Annotated in this window: 15 protein-coding genes and 1 pseudogene; 9 read left to right on the top strand and 7 right to left on the bottom strand. The window is 71.8% G+C overall.

The features are described from left to right. Positions 1 to 299: 299 nt before the first annotated feature. The 4 genes from ACGFX9_RS03655 (at position 300) to ACGFX9_RS03640 (ending at position 8,713) form a co-directional block, all read left to right on the top strand. Positions 300 to 4,028: a S8 family serine peptidase gene (locus ACGFX9_RS03655; RefSeq protein ID WP_393463985.1), complete on the top strand. Its 3,729-nt coding sequence runs from the start codon at positions 300 to 302 to the stop codon at positions 4,026 to 4,028. Positions 4,029 to 4,309: 281 nt separating this feature from the next. Continuing rightward, positions 4,310 to 6,643, top strand: a complete 2,334-nt coding sequence (locus tag ACGFX9_RS03650; RefSeq protein ID WP_393463983.1) for a glycosyltransferase — start codon at positions 4,310 to 4,312, stop codon at positions 6,641 to 6,643. Beyond that, a complete protein-coding gene (locus tag ACGFX9_RS03645; protein ID WP_393463980.1) occupies positions 6,640 to 7,902 on the top strand; it encodes an acyltransferase family protein in 1,263 nt (420 codons plus the stop codon). The genes ACGFX9_RS03650 and ACGFX9_RS03645 overlap by 4 nt, the downstream gene beginning before the upstream one ends. A 445-nt stretch (positions 7,903 to 8,347) precedes the next feature. Then, positions 8,348 to 8,713: a DUF488 domain-containing protein gene (locus tag ACGFX9_RS03640; protein WP_393463977.1), complete on the top strand. Its 366-nt coding sequence runs from the start codon at positions 8,348 to 8,350 to the stop codon at positions 8,711 to 8,713. A 14-nt stretch (positions 8,714 to 8,727) separates the two neighbouring features. Here ACGFX9_RS03640 and ACGFX9_RS03635 read toward each other — a convergent pair whose 3' ends face one another. Further along, positions 8,728 to 10,440, bottom strand: coding sequence for a protein kinase (locus ACGFX9_RS03635; RefSeq protein ID WP_393463974.1), 1,713 nt, complete (start codon positions 10,438 to 10,440; stop codon positions 8,728 to 8,730). A 102-nt stretch (positions 10,441 to 10,542) separates the two neighbouring features. Between ACGFX9_RS03635 and ACGFX9_RS03630 the strand changes: the two are divergent. Beyond that, positions 10,543 to 10,686 (top strand): annotated as a pseudogene (locus tag ACGFX9_RS03630) (HAD hydrolase-like protein); the annotation flags it as partial. Here the strand turns inward: ACGFX9_RS03630 and ACGFX9_RS03625 are convergent. After that, positions 10,680 to 11,519, bottom strand: a complete 840-nt coding sequence (locus ACGFX9_RS03625; protein WP_393463971.1) for an ABC transporter permease — start codon at positions 11,517 to 11,519, stop codon at positions 10,680 to 10,682. The pseudogene ACGFX9_RS03630 and the gene ACGFX9_RS03625 overlap by 7 nt on opposite strands. Further along, positions 11,516 to 12,424, bottom strand: a complete 909-nt coding sequence (locus ACGFX9_RS03620; protein ID WP_393463968.1) for an ATP-binding cassette domain-containing protein — start codon at positions 12,422 to 12,424, stop codon at positions 11,516 to 11,518. Before ACGFX9_RS03620 ends, ACGFX9_RS03625 begins: the two co-directional genes overlap by 4 nt. A gap of 132 nt (positions 12,425 to 12,556) precedes the next feature. Here ACGFX9_RS03620 and ACGFX9_RS03615 point away from each other — a divergent pair, with 132 nt between their 5' ends. From ACGFX9_RS03615 to ACGFX9_RS03600, 4 genes are all read left to right on the top strand, one after another. Beyond that, the gene (locus ACGFX9_RS03615; RefSeq protein ID WP_393463965.1) at positions 12,557 to 13,765 is read left to right on the top strand and encodes a sensor histidine kinase; all 1,209 of its coding nucleotides are present in this window, start codon (positions 12,557 to 12,559) and stop codon (positions 13,763 to 13,765) included. Further along, a complete protein-coding gene (locus ACGFX9_RS03610; RefSeq protein ID WP_393463962.1) occupies positions 13,762 to 14,466 on the top strand; it encodes a response regulator in 705 nt (234 codons plus the stop codon). Before ACGFX9_RS03615 ends, ACGFX9_RS03610 begins: the two co-directional genes overlap by 4 nt. Positions 14,467 to 14,565: 99 nt before the next feature. Further along, positions 14,566 to 15,450, top strand: coding sequence for a RimK family alpha-L-glutamate ligase (locus tag ACGFX9_RS03605; protein WP_393463959.1), 885 nt, complete (start codon positions 14,566 to 14,568; stop codon positions 15,448 to 15,450). A gap of 237 nt (positions 15,451 to 15,687) precedes the next feature. Then, on the top strand, positions 15,688 to 16,899 hold the full coding sequence (locus ACGFX9_RS03600; protein WP_393463957.1) for a Cmx/CmrA family chloramphenicol efflux MFS transporter: 1,212 nt from the start codon (positions 15,688 to 15,690) through the stop codon (positions 16,897 to 16,899). On the opposite strand, the gene ACGFX9_RS03595 is transcribed toward ACGFX9_RS03600, so the two are convergent. From ACGFX9_RS03595 to ACGFX9_RS03580, 4 genes are read right to left on the bottom strand one after another with little or no spacing between them, the layout of a single operon-like run. Beyond that, positions 16,827 to 17,444, bottom strand: a complete 618-nt coding sequence (locus ACGFX9_RS03595; protein ID WP_393463954.1) for a hypothetical protein — start codon at positions 17,442 to 17,444, stop codon at positions 16,827 to 16,829. The two genes, ACGFX9_RS03600 and ACGFX9_RS03595, sit on opposite strands and share 73 nt — an antisense overlap. Continuing rightward, entirely contained in the window at positions 17,425 to 18,267 is an 843-nt protein-coding gene (locus ACGFX9_RS03590) for an FkbM family methyltransferase (protein WP_393463951.1), read from the bottom strand. Before ACGFX9_RS03590 ends, ACGFX9_RS03595 begins: the two co-directional genes overlap by 20 nt. Continuing rightward, entirely contained in the window at positions 18,264 to 18,491 is a 228-nt protein-coding gene (locus tag ACGFX9_RS03585; protein WP_160504877.1) for a Trm112 family protein, read from the bottom strand. The genes ACGFX9_RS03590 and ACGFX9_RS03585 overlap by 4 nt, the downstream gene beginning before the upstream one ends. After that, on the bottom strand, positions 18,491 to 19,399 hold the full coding sequence (locus ACGFX9_RS03580) for a hypothetical protein (RefSeq protein WP_393465599.1): 909 nt from the start codon (positions 19,397 to 19,399) through the stop codon (positions 18,491 to 18,493). Before ACGFX9_RS03580 ends, ACGFX9_RS03585 begins: the two co-directional genes overlap by 1 nt. Between the last annotated feature and the right edge of the window lie 13 nt (positions 19,400 to 19,412).

The following is a 19,412-nucleotide window of genomic DNA, read 5'->3' as shown; positions in this document are numbered from 1 at the left end:
CAGGTCCTCCACGTCGGCCATGACGACCCGCGCGCCGTCATCCGTCGTGAACTCCACCAGGTCGTCCATCGATGCCCCCGTCGATCCCTCCGTGCGCCTGCCAACCGCATTGTTACGGAAGGCGCTGGTGGCTGTCATCCATGCCACGGACAGCGAACCCGCACGGGTGGTCCTGGCGGGAAGGTGCCCTGGCGGCTTCCCGCCAGCACCCGTCAACATCCCCGCAACACAAGCCACCCGAGACTCTTCGCAGCACCCGGGAACCACCCCCGCCCGGGTCCGACGAAGAGAGGGCACCCATGACCCGATCACCCGCGTGGCGAAGAGCGAGGCTGCTGCCGGCCGTCGGCCTCGCCTTCGCCCTGCTCCCGGCAGGGCAGTCCGCGACCGCGGCCCCTTCCGGCGCGCCCGGGGGGCGGGACACCCCCGCTGCCCGCGCCGCCCACACCGTCACCCTGATAACCGGCGACAAGGTCACCGTCACCGAGCTCGGCGGCGGCAAGAAGACTGTCACCGTCGACCGGCCCGCCGGGGCCACCGGCGCCGTCCGGAGCGAGATGACGGGCGACCGCATCACCGTCGTACCGGACGAGGCGAGGCCCTATCTGAGCGCGGGCTCCCTCGACAAGCGGCTGTTCGACGTGACGGAGCTGATACGTCAGGGGCTCGCGGAGGAGAAGGGCGGCGCGCTGCCGCTCATCGTCACGTACGAGAAGAGCGCGCGCCGCGACGCGGGCCTCGCGACGCCCCGTGGCGCCGACAAGGTGCGTTCCCTGCCGAGCGTGGGCGGCGTGGCGGTGACGGCGGAGAAGCCCGGTACCTTCTGGCGGGATGTCGCGCCGGACCACACCACCAAGTCGGCCCGCAGGACGGGTGGTTCGGGCGGCGTCCTCGCCGACGGCATCGACAAGATCTGGCTCGACGGCCGCGTCGAGGCCGACATGGCGCAGAGCAACGAGCAGATCGGCACCCCCAAGGCCTGGGAGGCCGGGCTGACCGGCAAGGGTGTGAAGGTCGCCGTCCTCGACACGGGTGTCGACGTCGGCCATCCAGGGCTCAAGGGCCGCGTGGACGCCACCAAGAGCTTCATCCCGGGCGAGGAAGTCGCCGACCGCAACGGTCACGGCACCCACGTCACATCGACCGTCGGCGGCAGCGGCGCCGGGTCCGATGGCGACAAGGAGAAGGGCGTGGCGCCCGGCGCCGCCCTCTCCGTCGGCAAGGTGCTCAGCGACGAGGGCTCGGGCAGCGAGTCGCAGATCATCGCCGGGATGGAGTGGGCGGCCAAGGACGTCGGCGCCAAGGTGGTGTCGATGAGCCTCGGTTCGCAGGAGGCGAGCGACGGCACCGACCCGATGGCCGCCGCCGTCAACACCCTCTCCAAGGACACCGGCGCCCTCTTCGTCATAGCCGCGGGCAACACCGGCGCCCCCTCGTCGATCGGCTCGCCCGGCGCCGCCGACTCCGCGCTGACCATCGGCGCCGTCGACTCCGCCGACCGGGCCGCGTACTTCACGAGCCAGGGCCCGCGTTACGGCGACAACGCCCTCAAGCCCGACCTGTCGGCCCCGGGCGTGGACATCCTCGCCGCCCGCTCCCAACTCACCGAAGGTGAGGGCTATTACACCGAGATGAGCGGTACGTCGATGGCGACCCCGCACATCGCGGGCGCCGCCGCCCTGCTCGCCGAGAAGCACCCGGACTGGAGTGGCGCACAGCTCAAGGACGCGCTGATGTCGACGTCCACGAAGCTCGACGCGTCGGCCTACGAGCTGGGCGCGGGGCGTGTCAGCGTGCCCGACGCCATCGACGCCCGGATCACCGCGAGCGGCAGCGCCGACCTCGGCTTCTACTCCTGGCCGTACGAGGAGAACAAGCCCGTCACGAAGACGCTGACGTATGCCAACTCCTCAGACGCCGCTATCGAGTTGACTCTTGCCGCCGAGGGTGCGGCGGACGGCGTCGCCACCCTCGCCGACAAGTCGCTCACCGTCCCCGCGCACGGCACCGCGTCGACCACGGTGACCGGTGACGGCGCGAAGGCGCCCGTCGGCAACACCAGTGGCCGCATCGTCGCGAGCGCCGCGGGCAAGCCGGTCGCGCACACCGCGTTCGGCCTGGTCAAGGAGGAGGAGCGGTACACGCTCACCGTCCATGTGAAGGACCGTGACGGCGCGGCCACCGGAGCCGGTCTGGTGCTCCAGCGGCTGGCCGACGAGGTCGATCCGTTCCAGGCTGAGGTCGGTGACTCCGGCACCCTTCAGCTGCGCCTGAAGCCAGGAACGTACGCGCTCTCCTCCTTCCTCGACGTACGCGGCAGCAAGGGCAAGGACTCCCTCGGCATCGGCTTCCTCGCCGCTCCCGAGATCTCCCTCGACCGGGATCGCGAAGTCACCCTGGACGGGCGGAAGTTGCGCGAGATCGGTGTGGACGTCGGCCGCCGGACCCAGACCCGTCAGCTCCTGATGGAGTACGACCGGCGTGCGAACGGCGCCACACTCCAGGGCGCGGTACAGGTGCCGATCAAGTACGACAGCATCTTCGCGGCGCCCACGGCCAAGGTGTCCGACGGCAGCTTCGAGTACCGCACGGTGTGGCGCCTGGGCAAGCCGGCCCTTGACGTGAAGGGCCTCGGCGAGGTGGTCGCGCAGCCCGGCGGCACGGTGAACGACGGCCGCAGCAAGCTGCGGCTCGTGGATGTGGGCGGCGGTACGGCCGCCGAGTACGCGGGCAAGGACGTGAAGGGCAAGGCTGTCGTCGTGCGGCGGTCCGCGGGAAGCGAGTTGACGCCCGAGCAGATCGGGCAGGCGGCTCAAGAAGCGGGTGTGAAAGCCCTGTTCGTGACGGATGACGTGCCTGGGCGGCTCAACGCGTGGTTCGGTACGGACGACAACGGCGACCGGCCGCTGCAGATCGGCACGGTCGACGCGGCGGACGGCGCACGGCTGCTCGCGGCGGCGAAGGCGGGGCGGTCCGTGGAGACGCGGGCGACCTCGCGCACGCCCTTCGTCTACGACGTGTCGGAGGGCCACAAGGGGGCGGTGCCCCGCGACCTGACATACGAGCCGTCGAAGCGTGAACTGGCCGTCCTGGACACGAAGTTCCACGCGGCGGCGAAGCCGGTGGCGGGCGGCGAGTTCCGCTACTCCCTGACGGACACCTTCGACATCGGAATCGGCTTCCAGGAGAAGATCGACTACCCCGTCGAGCGGACGGACTACGCCTCCACCGGGGCCGGACAGCTGTGGCACGAGTCCGTGTCGGCCGGGCCCGGGAACCTGGAGGAACGCAGCGGCCTCGTCAGCTACCGGGGTGGCAGCCACGGAGAGCTGAACTGGTTCAAGCCCGTCTGGCATCCGTGGCTGGGGACCGGCCTCGGCTGGGGGCAGCAGCGCATCGGCAACACCCTGGAGTTCAACGTGCCCGGCTGGGGCGACTCAGGGCCCGATCACACGGGGTTCGGCGACGTGTGGAACGACGACACGATGACGCAGTTCACCGAGGTGTACGCGGACGGCGAGCTGGTCGACCGGCGCCAGAGTTCGGGCGCGTACGTCTGGGACGCGAACCCGGCGTCGACGACGTACAAGGTCGTCACCGACACGACGCTGGACGCCGGACAGTGGCGCCTTGCCACGAAGGGCCACTCGGAGTGGACCTTCAAGTCGAAGGAGACGGCGAGCGACCGCAAGAGCTTCCTGCCCCTGCTGAACCTCGGATTCGACGTGGACACGGACCTCGCGGGCAACATCAGGGGCGGGCGTTCCGTGGAGGTCGGGATCTTCTCCGAGTACGTCAAGGGCGCGGTGGACACCGGGGCCATCGGGGGCGGCAAGCTGGAGGTGTCGTACGACGACGGCGCGCACTGGAGCGGCGTCCAGCTGAAGCGTGACGGCGAAAAAGCCGCCTGGGACGGCAAGTTGAAGGTGCCAAGCTCCGCCGAGTCCATCTCGCTGCGGGCATCCGCGAGCGACGACCGGGGCGGCTCGGTCACGCAGGAGATCATCCGGGCGGTGGGGGTGAGGTAGCAGGGGGAGGCTTTCTCTCGACTCGTACGCCGGACGGCCTTGAGGTGTCCAGTCCGTCCGGCGTTCGAGAGGACGTAATGAGGGCGTTACGTCGCTGAAGGTGTGGTGTCACAGTGATCGTTGAGGCTGGTGAGGCCGATTTGCCTGTGTTCAGGGCAAGTTGGCGGTTCAACGAAAACCAAGCGGTCCTCCCCCCACAATCCGAATTGGATGGGACCACATAGATGTCCATCTCACCGCCCACAGGGCGCACTCGCGTGCGCCCGAAAACTTCTTCCCCCTTGCCCGCCCGTACTCCCGGCGGCCACATCCTGGCCGTCGGCCCACCGGGCCCCAGCCGTGAACTGCTCACCCGGACACTGAAACTCACCGGGTACGAAGTGACCCACGCCGTCCCCGGCGACGTACACCGCCAGGTCAGGCAGGCACCCCCGGACGCGATCGTCGCCCTGGACGACGGCCCGGACGGGCGCCGACAGGGCATCGACGTCATACGCGAGGTCCGCGCCGACCCCGCGGGGCAGGCGCTCCCGCTGGTCATGGTCACGGCGGGGCGCGCCCCCGCACCCGGCACCGTCGTCGACCTGCTGCGGCACGGCGCCGACGACTGCGTGCCGGAAGCCGCCGACCCGCGCGAGCTTTCGGCCCGGATAGCGGCCAAACTGCACCGCGTCCCGGTCCCGCTGGAGAACCTGCTGCGCGATCCGCGCACCGGCCTCTACTCGGGCACGCACTTCATGGACGAACTCGACCGTGAACTCGGCCGCCCGCCCGCCGCCCGGCGCGGCGGCGTCCTCGCCGTGGTCGGCGTCGCCGAGATGGCGGCCCTGGAGACGCGGCTCGGCCCGCGCGTGCGGCGCGAGGTCGCCGAGCGGCTCGCGGGGGTAGCGGGGGTCGCCGAACGGCTCGGCGGTGTCGGCGGCAGGCTCGGCTGGGACGAGGCGGGGCAGCTCCTCGTGCTCATGCCCGGCGTCGACGAGGAGACCGCCGCCCGGAGCCTGCGGGAGTTCGCCGCGTCCGTGGCCGGCACCCGCTTCGTCGTCGCCGACGAGAACGTGCGGCTCACCCCGGCCGTCGGCTGGACCCCGCTCGGCGAGTACACCGATCACAGCCGGGCGGCCGAGGACGCGCGGGACGCCGCCTCCGAAGCCGTACGCCACCGGGACCTGCGCCCCGTCCGCTACGAGCCGTGGATGCGGACGAGCGCCCCGCACCGCCACCGCCGTGCGCGCGCGGGCCTGCGCGCCCTGCTCGGCTGGGCCACCCGGCTGCTGTCCCCGGTGCTTCCGCTGGTGCTCGGCGTCGGGGTGCCCTTCGCGCTCTACCAGCAGGCGTACGAACTGGGCTGGGACGCGGCCGGGTTCGCGTACTGGGTGGTGGTGGCGGGGCTGATCCTCTCCGCCCTCCTCATCATGCTGGAGTGCCTGTTCTCGCTGGACGCGACCCCGCGGCCCGAACGGCCCGGACAGCCCTGTCCGCCCGCCAGCGCCGTCATCGCCGCGTATCTGCCGAACGAGGCCGCGACCATCGTCGACACCGTCGAGTCCTTCCTGCGGCTCGACTACCCGAGCGACCTGGAGATCGTCCTCGCGTACAACTCCCCGCACCCGCTGCCCGTCGAGGACACCCTGCGCGACATGGCGGCCCGTGACCCGCGCCTCGTGCTCCTTCCGGTGGCCGGGAGCACGTCCAAGGCGCAGAACATCAACGCGGCCGTGACGCGGGTGCGCGGTGAGTTCGTCGGCATCTTCGACGCTGACCACCACCCCGCCCCGAACGCCTTCCGGCACGCCTGGGACTGGCTGTCCAACGGTTACGACGTCGTGCAGGGCCACTGCGTGATCCGCAACGGCGACAGCTCGTGGGTCGCGAGGACGGTCGGTGTCGAGTTCGAGACGATCTACGCGGTGAGCCATCCGGGCCGGACCCGGATGTACGGCTTCGGGGTCTTCGGCGGCTCCAACGGCTTCTGGCGCACGGACCTCCTGGCCAGGACCCGCATGCACGGCTCGATGCTGACCGAGGACATCGACTCCACGATGCGCGCGCTGAACGAGGGCGCGCGCATCGCCATGGACCGGACGCTGATCTCGCGTGAGCTGGCGCCCACGCTGCTGCGCCCGCTGTGGAACCAGCGCTCGCGCTGGGCGCAGGGCTGGCTCCAGGTGTCGCTGCGGCACCTGTGGGGCGCGCTGCGTTCGCCGGTGTTCTCGCGGCGCCAGAAGACGGGCCTGTTCGTGCTGCTCGGCTGGCGTGAGGTCCAGCCGTGGCTGACGCTGCAGATCCTGCCGATCCTGCTGCACGCGGCCTGGCGCGCGGGCGGCGCCGACCGGCTCGACTGGGCGGTGCCCGTCTGCCTGATGGCGGCGGCGCTCACCATGTCTGCGGGTGTGGTGCAGGCGGCCTTCGCGTGGCGGCTGGCGGTTCCCGAACTGCGGCGCCGCAAGGCGTGGTTCTGGCGCTATCTGTTCGTGTCGACGTTCTTCTACACGCACTTCAAGAACATGGTGGCGCGGCAGGCACATCTGAAGGAGGCGCTGGGCGACCGGCAGTGGCGGGTGACGCCGCGGGCCGCCGCCGTGCCCGAGACGGAGGAACCGGCGGTGCGGGCATGAGCGCGGTGACGGCCGCGCGGCCCACAGAACCGTCGGCACCCGATCCACCCGCCTCCCGCGGGCGCGCGCTCGAACTCCAGGGCTACCGCGGCCTCGCCGCGCTGAGCACGGTCCTCTTCCACGTGTGGCAGGAGTACTACACGTACGACGCGGCAGGATCGCACCCGCCGGTCGACAGCCCCTGGCTCGGCGCGCTGCTCTCGCTGGAGGTGATCGACCTCTTCTTCGTGATGTCCGCGTACCTGCTCACGCTGTCGTACGCCCGTGCGGCCATCGACGGGGGCCCCATCCGTACGGGGAGAACGTTCCTCTTCCGGCGGGCGATCCGCATTCTGCCCCTGTACTTCCTGGCGGTGCTCGTCGTCTGGGCGAGCCGCAATCCGACGCTGCCGGGCGACTGGCGCGACCTGGTCGAGCACCTGACGTTCACGCACGTCTTCGACCAGGAGCGGATCTTCTACACCCTCGGTCCCACCTGGTCGCTCTCTCTTGAGGTCGCCTTCTATCTGGTGCTCGTCGCGCTCGGGCCGCTCGCGGTGCGGGTGTGCCGGGGGCTCGCGACGCGGCGGGCGCGGGTCGCTGTGTGTGCCTCGGGGTGCGTGGTGCTCTTCGTGCTGCCGCTGGTGTGGATCTCCGTCGCGCGGTACGTCCTCGGGGTGCCGCACACCGACTGGCCGGTGTACTTCGGTCCGCAGGCCCGCTTCGGGGGCTTCGCCGCGGGCATGGCGCTCGCGGTGCTGCTCGTGGCGCTGCGGGGGCGGGGCGGGCTGGGCGCGCGGGGGACGGTGCCGCTCTCGGTGGGGGCGGCGGCGGGGCTGTACGCCCTGTCGTACTTCTCGGGTGCTTCGGGCGCTTCCGCTGCTTCGGGGGCTTCCGGCGCGGAGAGCTTCGCGCACACCTTCTACCACCCGATCGCGTCCCTGCTGTGGTTCACGCTTCTCTACGCCACGCTGCACGTGAGGCCGCGTGAACAGGTGCGGTGGCACGGCCTGTTGAGGGCGCGCTGGGTGACGGCGGTCGGACTCATCAGCTACAGCGTGTACATCTGGCACGAACCGGTCATGCTCCGGCTCATCACGTCCGGCCTGGTGCCGACCGGTCAGGCGGGCTTCCCGCTCGCCGCGCTGATCGTGCTCGCGGTCGCGGTGGCGGCAGGGGCGGCGAGCTACTGGCTCGTGGAGTATCCGGCGAGCCTGCTCGGCAGGGCGAAGGACGCCAAGGGGGCGGCGCGGAACTTCTATCCGGAGCCGACGCGCTGACGTACTGACGCGCTGGCGTACTGACGCGCTGACGTACTGCGTACTGACGCTGTGGCCCGCTCGCACACGCGGCGACGCCGCCTCCCCTGGGACGGGGGAGGCGGCGTCGCTGTGCGGACTTCTGGGTGACGTCAGACCAGCCAGCCGAGGAAGTGGGCGATACCGGCGACGACGTCAGTGATGAGGTTCATGGTGGTGCTTCTCCTTGTGGGACTTGCTCAGGATTTCCAACTCCCGGCCCTCGTATGGGACATGGACCGGGTGCGCGGCAACTACGGTCTGCAGCCCGTCGCTTGCGCACCGTAATCATCGTCAACCACAGGCGTCACATGCAATCCCTGACGGAACGATCACCTGTTCCGGGGAACACCTGCTCCCGTGTTCGCATTTTCGAGGTTCGCGTTTTCGAGATGCGGGGGGCCTGGCGGGGCGCGACGATGGACCCATGAAGGCCGCCGAGACGTTCCCCGTGCGCCGCGTGTACGACCCGCCCGGCGAGGACGACGGCGTACGCGTCCTGGTCGACCGGCTCTGGCCGCGCGGTGTCTCCAAGGATCGGGCCGCCGTCGACGAATGGCTCAAGGACGTCACGCCTTCCGGCGAACTGCGGTCCTGGTTCCACCAACACCGCGACCAGGCCGAGGAGTTCGGCCGCCGCTACCGCGCGGAGCTCGCGGGCCCGGAGCAGCAGGACGGCATCCGGCATCTGCGCGAACTGGCGGCGGACGGAACGGTCACCCTGGTCACGTCGGTGAAGGACGTGGAGCACAGCCATCTGCCCACGCTGCGGGCCGAGTTGCTGAGGAAATAGGCCCGAGGGGGGCGTCAGCCGGTGCGTACGAAGGACTTGTGCGCCTCGACGAAGTGCCGCTCGCCCGCCGCCGCCCGCCCGGCGGGTGCCGAGACCCACAGGTCGTACATCTTGCCGCCCTCGTCCCAGCTCAGGTCATAGGTGCGGCGCGGCCCGCCGTCCCCGGAGCCGCCGTCCCAGGTGAACTCCCAGACGGCGGCGGGGTGGCCGTTGTGCGTGGTCCGGCGGACCGAGCCGTCGCGGTAGCCGGGGTAGTCGGCCGGGCCGTCCTGGTGGGCGCCGCGCATCACCGCCAGGGGGCCGTCCGGGTCCAGTGGCTGGGGATGGACGCCGATGCGGAAGGCGTTGTCCGGCGAGTTGTAGAAGACGCGGGGCGGCTCGGAGGAGCGTACGAAGGCGGTGGGAGCGGCCATCTTGAAGCCGGTCGGGTCGGAGACCGTCCGGTAACCCGCGGGGGCCGGGTCGCCGGCAGGCTCGTCCGGCTTCGCGGGGGAGCCCGTCCCGGCGGGGGCGGGCTTGCCGCTGCTCTCGGCGGACGGCTCGGGGGCGGCGGGGCTCTTCTTGCCGGGGTTCTTCGGCTTGTCCGCGCTCTTGGAGGGCTTGGCGGTCTTCCGGTCCGGCTCCTTGGTCCGCGGCTTCTCGCGCACCTCGTCAGCGGCGCCGCTTCCCGTCACGTCCGTCCGCGTACCGGGGTCGTCCCGCGTCATGAGCCACGCGCCGGTGCCGCCCGCCCCGAGGGCGAGGACCAGGGCGCCGGCCAGGAGCGCCGTACGCACGCGGGGGCGCGAGGGTGGTGCCGGGGCGGAGCCCAGCACGATGGGGCCGCCGTCCGAGGGGGGAGGCGGCGCGGGTTTCCGGGTCTCCGGGGAGTGGGTCACGGGAGTGCGGGGCACGGTGGGCATCCGCTCCTCGACCAGGAAGCCGCGCAGCGCCCGCTCGGCCTCGTCCGCGCCGAGCCGCTGCTCCGGATCCCGCTCCAACAGCCCCCGTACGACCGGCAGCAGCGGCCCTGCCGACTCCGGGACCCTGATCTCGTCCATGACGACGGCGTGCAGCACCCCCGCAACGGAGTCGCGGTGGAACGGCGACTCGCCCTCGACGGCGGCGCAGAGCAGCACCCCGAGCGACCACAGGTCGGACTCCGGGCCCGTGCGCTTGCCCGACATGCGCTCCGGGGCGGTGTACTCGGGGGAGCCGACGAACGCGCCCGTCTCCGTGATCGTCGTCTGCCCGTCGACCTGGGCGATCCCGAAGTCGGAGAGCACGACGCGCTCCGTACCCGCCTCCAGGAGTACGTTCGCGGGCTTGAGGTCACGGTGCAGGACACCCGCGGTGTGCGCGGCGTGCAGGGCGGCGAGCAGGGCCAGGCCGATGCGGGCCGCCTCGGCGGGCGGGACCGGGCCGTCCAGGGAGATCCGGTCGGCGAGCGAGCGGCCGTCGATCAGCTCCATCACGATCCAGGGCTGTCCGGCGTGCTGGACGACGTCGTGCAAGACGAGGATGCCGGGGTGCTTCACCTGGGCGACGGAGCGGGCCTCGCGCAGGGTGCGTTCGCGCCGGCTCGCGGCATCGGCGGCGGACTGCCCCGCGTCGACGTGCAACTCCTTCACCGCGACGGCGCGGCCGAGGAGTTCGTCCTCCGCCCGCCAGACCGTGCCCATGCCGCCGCGCCCGAGCGGTGTCGTGATGCGGTAGCGCCCCGCTATGAGATCCCCGTGACTTGCCATGGGCGCATCATACGAACTCCCGTTGTGGAAGGCGTAGTTGAGGCGATTGGTGATGGTGGTGCGAGTGTGGCGTGACCGAGCGGTGAAGGGAGGTGGCCGCCCGACCCACGGCTCTTCGGCCACGCGTGCGCGGAACTGGGCGTGGCCCCCGCGGACACCCTGATGGTCGGCGACCACCCCGCCAAGGACGGCGGGGCGGCGCCGGGGCTCGGTGCGGTGCTGCGGCTTGTCGACGGGCCTCACTGATCGCGGCGTTGCACCGCAGTCACCGCGATCGCCGCTGCCGCCAGGGCCCAAACCCCGTAGACCGTCCAGGCCCCCGCGGCCGTCCACGGGTGGAGGTCCGGGGCGCCGCCCGGCTGGGCCAGGCGGTCCCAGGCCCTCAGCGGCAGAGTGTGGGAGAGGGCCGCCGACCACGGGCGGCGGTCGGTGACGACGGTGGGGAGCAGGAGAAGCACCGCGAAGACCGTGACCATCGTGGTCGCGCTGTGCCGGATGAGCGCGCCGAGCGCCATGCCAGCGAGCGCGCAGACCGGGGCGAGGAGCGCGGACGCCACGACCGCGCGCGCCGCGCCGGGGTGGGAGAGGGGAATGCCCGCGTCGTGCACGGAAAGGATCGCCTGGGTGAAGAGGAAGGAGGACGAGGCGACCGCCGCGCCGAACACCGTGGTCACCGCGGTGATCACCGACACCTTGGCGGCCATCACCGCGCGGCGGTCGGGGACCACGGTGAACGTCGTACGGATGAGGCCGGTGCCGTACTCGCCGACGATCGGGAGCGCGCCGATGGCGCCCACGGCGAGCATGTAGACCAGGACGCCGTTCGTCGTGAAGGCCTCCTGGAGCGGAATGCCGGCGCGGATGAACTCGGCCCGGCCCGCGTCGTTCCGCTCCGACCAGTAGCGGTGGGTGTCGTACGCGGTGCCCACGTTGAACGCGAGCACCGCCAGGGCGCCGAGCACGAAGGCCCAGGCGGTCGAGCGGAGCGACCAGAGCTTGGCCCACTCGGCGGCGACGAGGTCGCGGAAACGGGCGCGGGGCTCCTGCTCCGCGACACGGGGGTCGGCGGTCGTCGTCATGTCGGCTCTCCTGCCAGGTATTCGACGCTGTCCGCGGTGAGTTCCATGAACGCCTCCTCCAGAGAGGCCGCGCGGGGCGTCAGCTCGTGCAGCAACACCCGCTGCCGCAGCGCGAGTTCACCGATACGGGGTGCCGCGAGGCCGGTGACCGTGAGCAGGTCGTTCTCCGTCTCCACCGACGCGCCCTCGGCCCTCAGCGCGTCCGCCAGCTCCAGGGCCTTCGGCGTACGCACCGTCACGCTCATCCGCTTGCCCCGCGCGGCGAAGTCCGTGAGGCTCTCCGCCGCGATCAACTCGCCCCGGCCGATGACGACGAGCCGGTCGACCGTGTTCTCCATCTCGGACATGAGATGGCTCGACACGAAGACCGTGCGCCCCTCGGCTGCCAGGCGCCGGAACAGGCCGCGCACCCACTTCACGCCCTCGGGGTCCAGGCCGTTGAGCGGTTCGTCGAACAGCAGCACCGGCGGATCGCCGAGCAGCGCCGCCGCGATCCCGAGCCGCTGCCTCATGCCGAGCGAGAAGCCGCCGACGCGGCGCCGCGCCACATCCGCGAGGCCCACCTCGCGCAGCACCTCGGCCACCCGAGCCCGCGGGACGCGGTTGCCGCGGGCCAGGGTGTACAGGTGCGCCTCGGCCCTGCGTCCGCCGTGCACGTCACCCGCGTCGAGCAGCGCGCCGACGTGGCGCAGGCCGCGCGGGCGGTCCCGGAAGGGGCGGCCGTCGATGGCGACCGATCCGGCGGTGGGATCGTTCAGGCCGAGCAGCAGCCGCAGCGTGGTGCTCTTGCCCGCGCCGTTCGGGCCGAGAAACCCCGTGACGTGTCCGGGGTACACGGTGAAACTCAGGTCCTTGACGGCGGTCTTGCCGCCGTACCTCTTGGTCAGTTCGTTGACTTCGATCACCCGGCTCACGATGCCGGGGCGCGCACCCGCGTGTCGTCGGACCGTCGCCGACAATCCCGCCGGTGGATGTCGACCGTGGGTGTACACCCACGGTCCGACGACCTGCCGGGCCCGCGTCGTTACGATCGGCGCATGTCCGCCACCCCGCGCCTTCCCCTGCTCAAGCGCATACCCCTGGGCGCCTGGACGGCGGTGACGTGGTGTGCGGTGACGGCCTACCCCCTCGTCGAGTACGTCATGATGCCGGCCCGGCAGGCTGTTTCGTACTCCTATCCGCGAGGTGGCATGGACGGACACGGTGCCCAGCTCCTGCTGCTCCTGGCCACCGCCCTGGCCTTCGCCGGCTGCGCCGTCCTGAACCGCGGACCGCTGACCGCGATGGCCCTGCTCGTCGCGGGCACGGGTGCCTCCATGGCGGCGTGGCACCAGACGGAGACGGTGCCGACGGTGTACCTGCCGGTGACGGTCGCTCTCGGCTTCATCGCCGCCCGGAACTCCCGGCGGACCTCGCTGATCGCGGGTGCCCTCGCCTTCGGGGCGCTGTTCGCCCTCTGGGCGCCGCGGGAGCTGATCGGCTTCGGGCGGGACGACGGCACCGCTTCGGAGCCGTTCATCGCGCTGATCGCCGTCGTGGCCTGGCTCATCGGGAACTCCGTGCATCAGGCCCGTGTGTACGCGGAGAACCTGAGCTCCCGCGCCGCCACCCAGGCCGTCACTGCCGAACGGCTGCGCATCGCAAGGGAGTTGCACGACATGGTGGCGCACAGCATCGGCGTCATCGCCCTCCAGGCGGGCGCCGCACGCCGCGTCATCGACACCCAGCCCGCCGGTGCGCGCGAGGCGTTGACCGCCATCGAGACCACCGGCCGGGAGACCCTGTCCGGGCTGCGCCGGGTCCTCGGCGCGCTGCGTGACGCCGAGCCGGGAGCCGCGGACGCGCCCCTCGGCCCCGAGCCCGGCCTCGCCGCCGTCGACCGCCTCGCCGAGACGACGACCGCCGCCGGTGTCCGCGTCGACGTGCGGTGGCTCGGCGAACCCCGGCCGCTGCCACCGGAGATCGACATGTCCGCGTACCGCATCATCCAGGAGGCGCTCACCAATGTCGTACGTCATGCGAGCACCGCATCGTGCCGGGTGTCCGTCGACTGCCGGGACGAGGAGCTGACCATCGAGGTCATCGACGGCGGGCGCGGCCACGGCAGCACCACGGACAGCGGTTACGGCCTTGTCGGCATGCGCGAAAGGGTCGGCCTGCTGCACGGCGAGTTCTCCGCCGCGCCACGCCCCGAAGGCGGCTTCCGGGTCGCGGCACGGCTGCCGGTACCGGCGGGTGTGCGATGAGCGCGGAGACGCCCGGCCACGGCTCAGGCTCCGGCGCCGCGCCCTTCCGCGTCGTACTCGTCGACGACCAGCCCCTCGTCCGCGCGGCCCTGCGCATGGTCATCACCGAGGCCCCCGACATCGAGGTCGCCGCCGAGGCGGGCACCGGCGCCGAAGCCGTCAGGATCGTCGACGAACTCCGTCCGGACGTCGTGGTGATGGACATCCGCATGCCCGGCATGGACGGCATCGAGGCCACCCGTCTGATCACCGGGGGCCGGAGCAGGAACACCCACGTCATCGTCCTGACGACCTTCGACGACGACGATTACGTCTATGGTGCGCTGCGCGCGGGCGCCGCGGGATTCCTGGTCAAGGACATGGCGCTGGACGACATCCTCGCCGCGATCCGCGTGGTCGCCGCCGGGGACGGACTGATCGCCCCTAGCGTCACCCGCCGTCTGATCAAGGAGTTCGCGGGCCGCCCGAAGCCCAACTCCCGGCCTCAGGGCGCGATCACCGGCATCACCGACCGCGAACGCGAGGTCCTGACCCTCGTCGGCAGCGGCCTCTCCAACACGGAGATCGCCGCCGAACTCTCCATCAGTGTCGCCACCGCCAAGACCTATCTGACCCGCCTGCTCGCCAAACTTGACGCGCGCGACCGTGTGCAGCTGGTGATCATCGCGTACGAGACCGGCCTCGTGGGGACGTCCCGCTGAGCTGCGCCGGCCTCTGCTGACCTGGGCGAGGGCCTTGTCGGGTGCACGTCGAACAAGTTGTTAGCCTGCGGGGCGGATCATCGAACCCAGGAGGACCACGTGTCACCCGACCGCCCCACGATCGCCCTGGTCACCAGCCGGCCTCAGCTGGAGACCGGTCTCGACCGTGACCTCCCCGAGCTTGCGCGCTCGCTCGGCGTGGCGGGTGCCGACGTCGCCGTCCTCCCCTGGGACGACCCCGAGGCCGACTGGGAGCGGTTCGACCTCGTCGTCATCCGGTCCGCCTGGGACTACAGCGAACGCGTCACCGACTTCGTCGCCTGGGCGGGGCGGGTCGCACGGCTCACCGTCCTTGCCAACCCGGCCTCCGTGGTGCGCTGGAACACCGACAAGCGCTACCTTGCCGACCTCGCGGAGGCGGGGGTGCCTGTCGTGCCGACCCGCTACCTGGAGCCGGGAGTCGCCGTCGAGCTCCCGGACGGCGGTGAGTTCGTCGTCAAGCCCACATCGGGGGCGGGTTCGCGCTACGCCGCGCGGTACGCGCAGGACGACCACAAGGCCGCGGTGCTGCACGTCGAGCGGATGCACAGGGAGGGTCTCACCGCGATGGTGCAGCCCTACATGCCGCGCATGGACGAGACCGGCGAACGCGCCCTCGTCTTCGTCGGCGGGCGGTTCCTGCACGCCGTACAGAAGGGTGCGGTGCTCGCGCCGGGCCTGGCGTACGACGACGAGAAGACGCCGCATCCCGACCTGCGCCCCTGGCAGCCCACCCCCGCCGAACTCGACGTCGCCGAACGGGCGTTGGCCGCCGTCCCGGGCAGCCCCGAACTGCTCTACGCACGCGTGGACCTCGTGGACGAGACCGGCAGCGGCGAACCCTGCGTCATGGAGCTCGAACTCGTCGAGCCGAACCTCTTCCTCGACCTGAACCCGGGCGCGCTGCCCGCCGCGACGGAGGAGATCCTCACCGCGGCCCAGTAGCCCCGGAAATCGGGTGGACGCGGTGGCTGGGGGCTGACTAGCCTGCCGCCATGCTCAGTCCCGAGTCCGACAGACTCCAGCCACCGGCCGGCATGACCGGTGGCTTCTCTCACGTCACCGGATGATTCATCGCCGTAGCGCGGACTGACATTCCCCTTTTTCTTCTTGGCGCGGCAGCCGTGACCCCGCGGCCGGCCGCCGCCTCGTCGACCCCTGACGTGGGTGCGGAGTACCTTCATGCCATTTGCCCTCTACATGCTCGGCCTCGCGGTCTTCGCGCAAGGCACCTCCGAGTTCATGCTCTCCGGTCTCGGCCCCGACATCGCCGCCGACCTCGACGTATCCCTCTCGACAGCGTCCACCCTGACCTCGGCGTTCGCCGTGGGGATGGTCATCGGCGCGCCGGTGATGGCCGTCCTCAGCCGCCGGTGGCCGCGCAGGACCGCGCTGCTCGCCTTCCTGGTCGCCTTCCTGCTCGTCCATGTCGTCGGCGCGCTGACCACCAGCTTCGCCGTGCTGCTCGCGACCCGCGTCGTCGGCGCGCTCGCCAACGCCGGGTTCCTCGCGGTGGCCCTGGTCACCGCCGTCGCCATGGTCGAGCCCCACGCCAAGGGGCGCGCCACCTCGGCGCTGCTCGGGGGAGTCACCATCGCCTGTGTCGCGGGCGTACCCGGGGGCGCCCTGCTCGGGCAGTTCTGGGGGTGGCGCTCGGCCTTCTGGGCGGTGGCGCTGGTCTCGCTGCCCGCCGTCCTCGCGATCCTGCGGTCCGTGCCCGCCGGTGCGCCCGACGCCGCGGTGACCGGTGTGCGCGGGGAGCTGCGTTCCCTGCGTGAGCCGCGGCTCGGGGTGACCCTCCTCCTGGGAGCGCTGGTGAACGGCGCGACCTTCTGTACGTTCACCTACCTCGCCCCGTTGATCACCGACGTCGCCGGTTTCCGCGAGGCCTGGGTGCCCGCGCTGCTCGCGCTCTTCGGCGTCGGGTCGTTCCTCGGGGTCACGCTCGCGGGACGGTTCGCGGACCGGCGGCCCGTTCCGTTCCTCTTGGGCGGGGCGGCGTTGCTGCTGGCGGGCTGGGTGCTCTTCGCGGTGACCGCCGCGAACCCGGTGGCCGCCGTCGCCCTCGTCCTCGTACAGGGAGCGCTGTCCTTCGGCGTCGGCTCCGCGCTGATCACCCAGGTGCTTTACGCGGCCACCCGCGCCCCCACCCTGGCGGGCGGCTTCGCCACCGCCGCGCTGAACGTGGGCGCCGCGATCGGTCCCGTGGGCGGCGGCATCGCCCTCTCGGCGGGGCTCGGCCACCGTTCGCCGCTGTGGGTCAGCGCGCTGCTGGTGGCGCTCGCCCTGCTGGTCGGGGCGGTGGCGCTCCTGAGCAGGCGTCAGGCGCCGTCGGGGAACGAGAGCCGCTGGAGCAGCCCCCAGGTGAACTCGGCGACGCAGCGCCGAGGCTGACCTGCCCCGTCCGGCGCGGTGAAGGCGAGGCGCCAGCGCGTGGGTGCCGTGCCCTCCATGGGGCGGGCCGGGGCGAACGCGCGGGCGGCCTCGTCGACCGTGCACGACCAGGGCGTGAGGTCGTCAAGGGTGTGGAGCGCGGGCCCGGGGGCGCCGGGCGCGCGGACCAGCCACTCGTTCCACACCGCTCCGTTCGGGGCGCGCAGCACCTCGAAGCGCAGGTCGGGCCAGAGCGGCACCGGCCACAGCAGGGCCTCGCACTCCAGGTCGCCGATGCGGCGCGTCACGGTGGCGTCGGGGGCGCCGAGCACCGAGCGGTAGCGGGAGGCCGCGCCCCGCGAACGGGGGGAGCGGCTCATCGCCTGCCAGCGCCTGTTGGCCTCGCGCATGTCCGCGAGGGAGACGCCGAGGTCGTGGCGGGCGGACTCCACGAGGTCCGGGTTGTGGTCGGCCATGCGGCGCAGCAGGACAAGCTGGAAGTCGAGCGGAGTGAACGGGCCTGAGGACTTGGGAGTACGGCCTGGGCTAGCGGACATGCGCTCCATGGTCGCGCACCACGGCGGCACCCGGGCGGCGGTCGCCCGGCAGGAAGAGCACCGAGTTGACGTACCGGGGGCGGCGCGGCGTGAGCACTCTGCGCAGCAGCCCCTGCGACACGACGTACGACGTGTCGTTCTGGTGCGCCTCCAGGTCGAAGCCGTCGAGCGGCAGCCAGGTGTCGTGGGGCAGGACCCAGCCCCGGTAGCCGTGGTGCCGGGTGAGCAGCTCGATGATCGGCGCGATCGGCTGGATGCGGGACTCCAGCTCGATGAAGAGCGCGGGCCGGTCCCGGGTGAGGAGGTCATGGGCGCCGCGGAGCACCGGGAGTTCGTTGCCGTCCACGTCGATCTTGATGAAGTCGACGTCGCGCAGGCCGAGCCCGTCCAGGGTGAGGCAGGGCACCTCGACCGCCTTGGCGTGGATGTCCCTGCGGATGAGGGAGGAGACCCCGCGGTCCCCGCGGTCGCCCTGCGGCAGCCAGAGCCGGGCCGTTCCGGGGCGGTCGGTGGCGGCGGCCTGGACCACCCGGACGTTGCCGGGCGTGGAGGTCTCCAGGAGCCTGGCCAGATGCGGCACGGGCTCCACGGTCACCACCCGGCGCGCACGTGAGGCGAGGCGGCGCGACCACGGCCCGTACCAGCCGCCGACGTCCACCGCCGTTCCGCAGCCACGCGGGCAGAGGTCGGAGAGCCGGGCCAGCTCCGGTTCGAAGCGGGGGTAGACCAGCCGGGCCAGCGAGGCGATCAGGCGAGCGGGCAGGTGCGGGGCCAGACGCGCGGCCACGGTCTTGTGGGGGCGGGTCACGGTCTTGTGAGGGCCGCCGCTCACGGGGAGATCCGCTTCAGGAGCTGCTCGTGCTCGTCCTCCGATATCTGCTCCCCTGAGGACGGCAGGAGCTGCGGTATCCCGTCGATGATCGGATAGCGGCGCCGCAGGCGTGGGTTGTAGAGGACTTCCTCCGGTACGAGGGGTTCGGCGGGCTCCAGGAGATGCAGCGGCCCCTTGTCGAGCGGGCAGGCAAGGATCTTCAGGAGAGGATCTTCGGGGTTCATCAGCTCGTCAACTCCTTGGTGGGGGGCGTGGGTTGAGCCGGCGGGGGAGCGTCGTGCTTGGGCATGGCGAGGAGTACGGAGACCGCGAGGGCCGTGCCCGCGATCCGCAGGGCGAGCCGCAGCGGTTCCTCGGGCAGCGGCTCGCCGAACGCCAGCGTGCCGAGTACCGCGGTGAACAGCGCGGTAACCGTCGTACAGACCGGGACGATGAGCGAGGCCCGGCAGCGCTGCAGCGCCGCCTGCGACATGACGAGACCGAACGCCCCGGTGAACAGCAGGAGATACGGATACGGGGAGCGCAGCAGGTCGAGCAGCGCCGAGCCGAGGCCTTGCGTGGTCAGATAGCTGGATACGCCCTTGATGGCCAGCGAGCTGACTCCGTAGAGGAGCCCGACGGCGACCCCGTACTCGACGCCCGTCGTCGGAAGGCGGTGGCGGTGCTTCGAGCGCCGCTCGGCGGACCCGTACAGCCAGACCCCCGCGGCGAGCGAGGGCAGACAGACCGTGAGGACCAGCGGCACGGGCGCGCTGTGGCTGACGGTGTCGGCGTCCTCGCTCAAGGAGAGGACGACCATGAGGAGCGCCAAGAGGATGGCCCCCACCGCGTACCGCTCGCGCCCCGACGTCCGCTCCCCGAGCAGCACGGAGGAGAGCAGCAGCAGAAGCACGAGCCCGGACACGAAGATTCCCTGCGCGGCGGCGATCGGCAGCGTCCGGTAGACGGCGAGCTGCGCGCCGAACCCGGCGGCGAGCGCGAGCGATCCGCCGATCCACAGGGGGCTGGACACGACCTGCCGCAGCAGCCGCGCCGGATTGCGCACGCTGACGGAGGGCATCGCGGTCAGGGCCCGTTTCTCCAGGACGAACCCGGTGCTGTAGAGGAGGTTCGCCAGCAGCGCGGCGGCCACACCCCACCACATC

Origin of the sequence: Streptomyces sp. NPDC048436, assembly GCF_043200355.1 — a bacterium.
Taxonomy (GTDB): domain Bacteria; phylum Actinomycetota; class Actinomycetes; order Streptomycetales; family Streptomycetaceae; genus Streptomyces.
The sequence above is the reverse complement of the archived record's forward strand: the minus strand, read 5'-3'. Positions and strand labels throughout refer to the sequence as shown.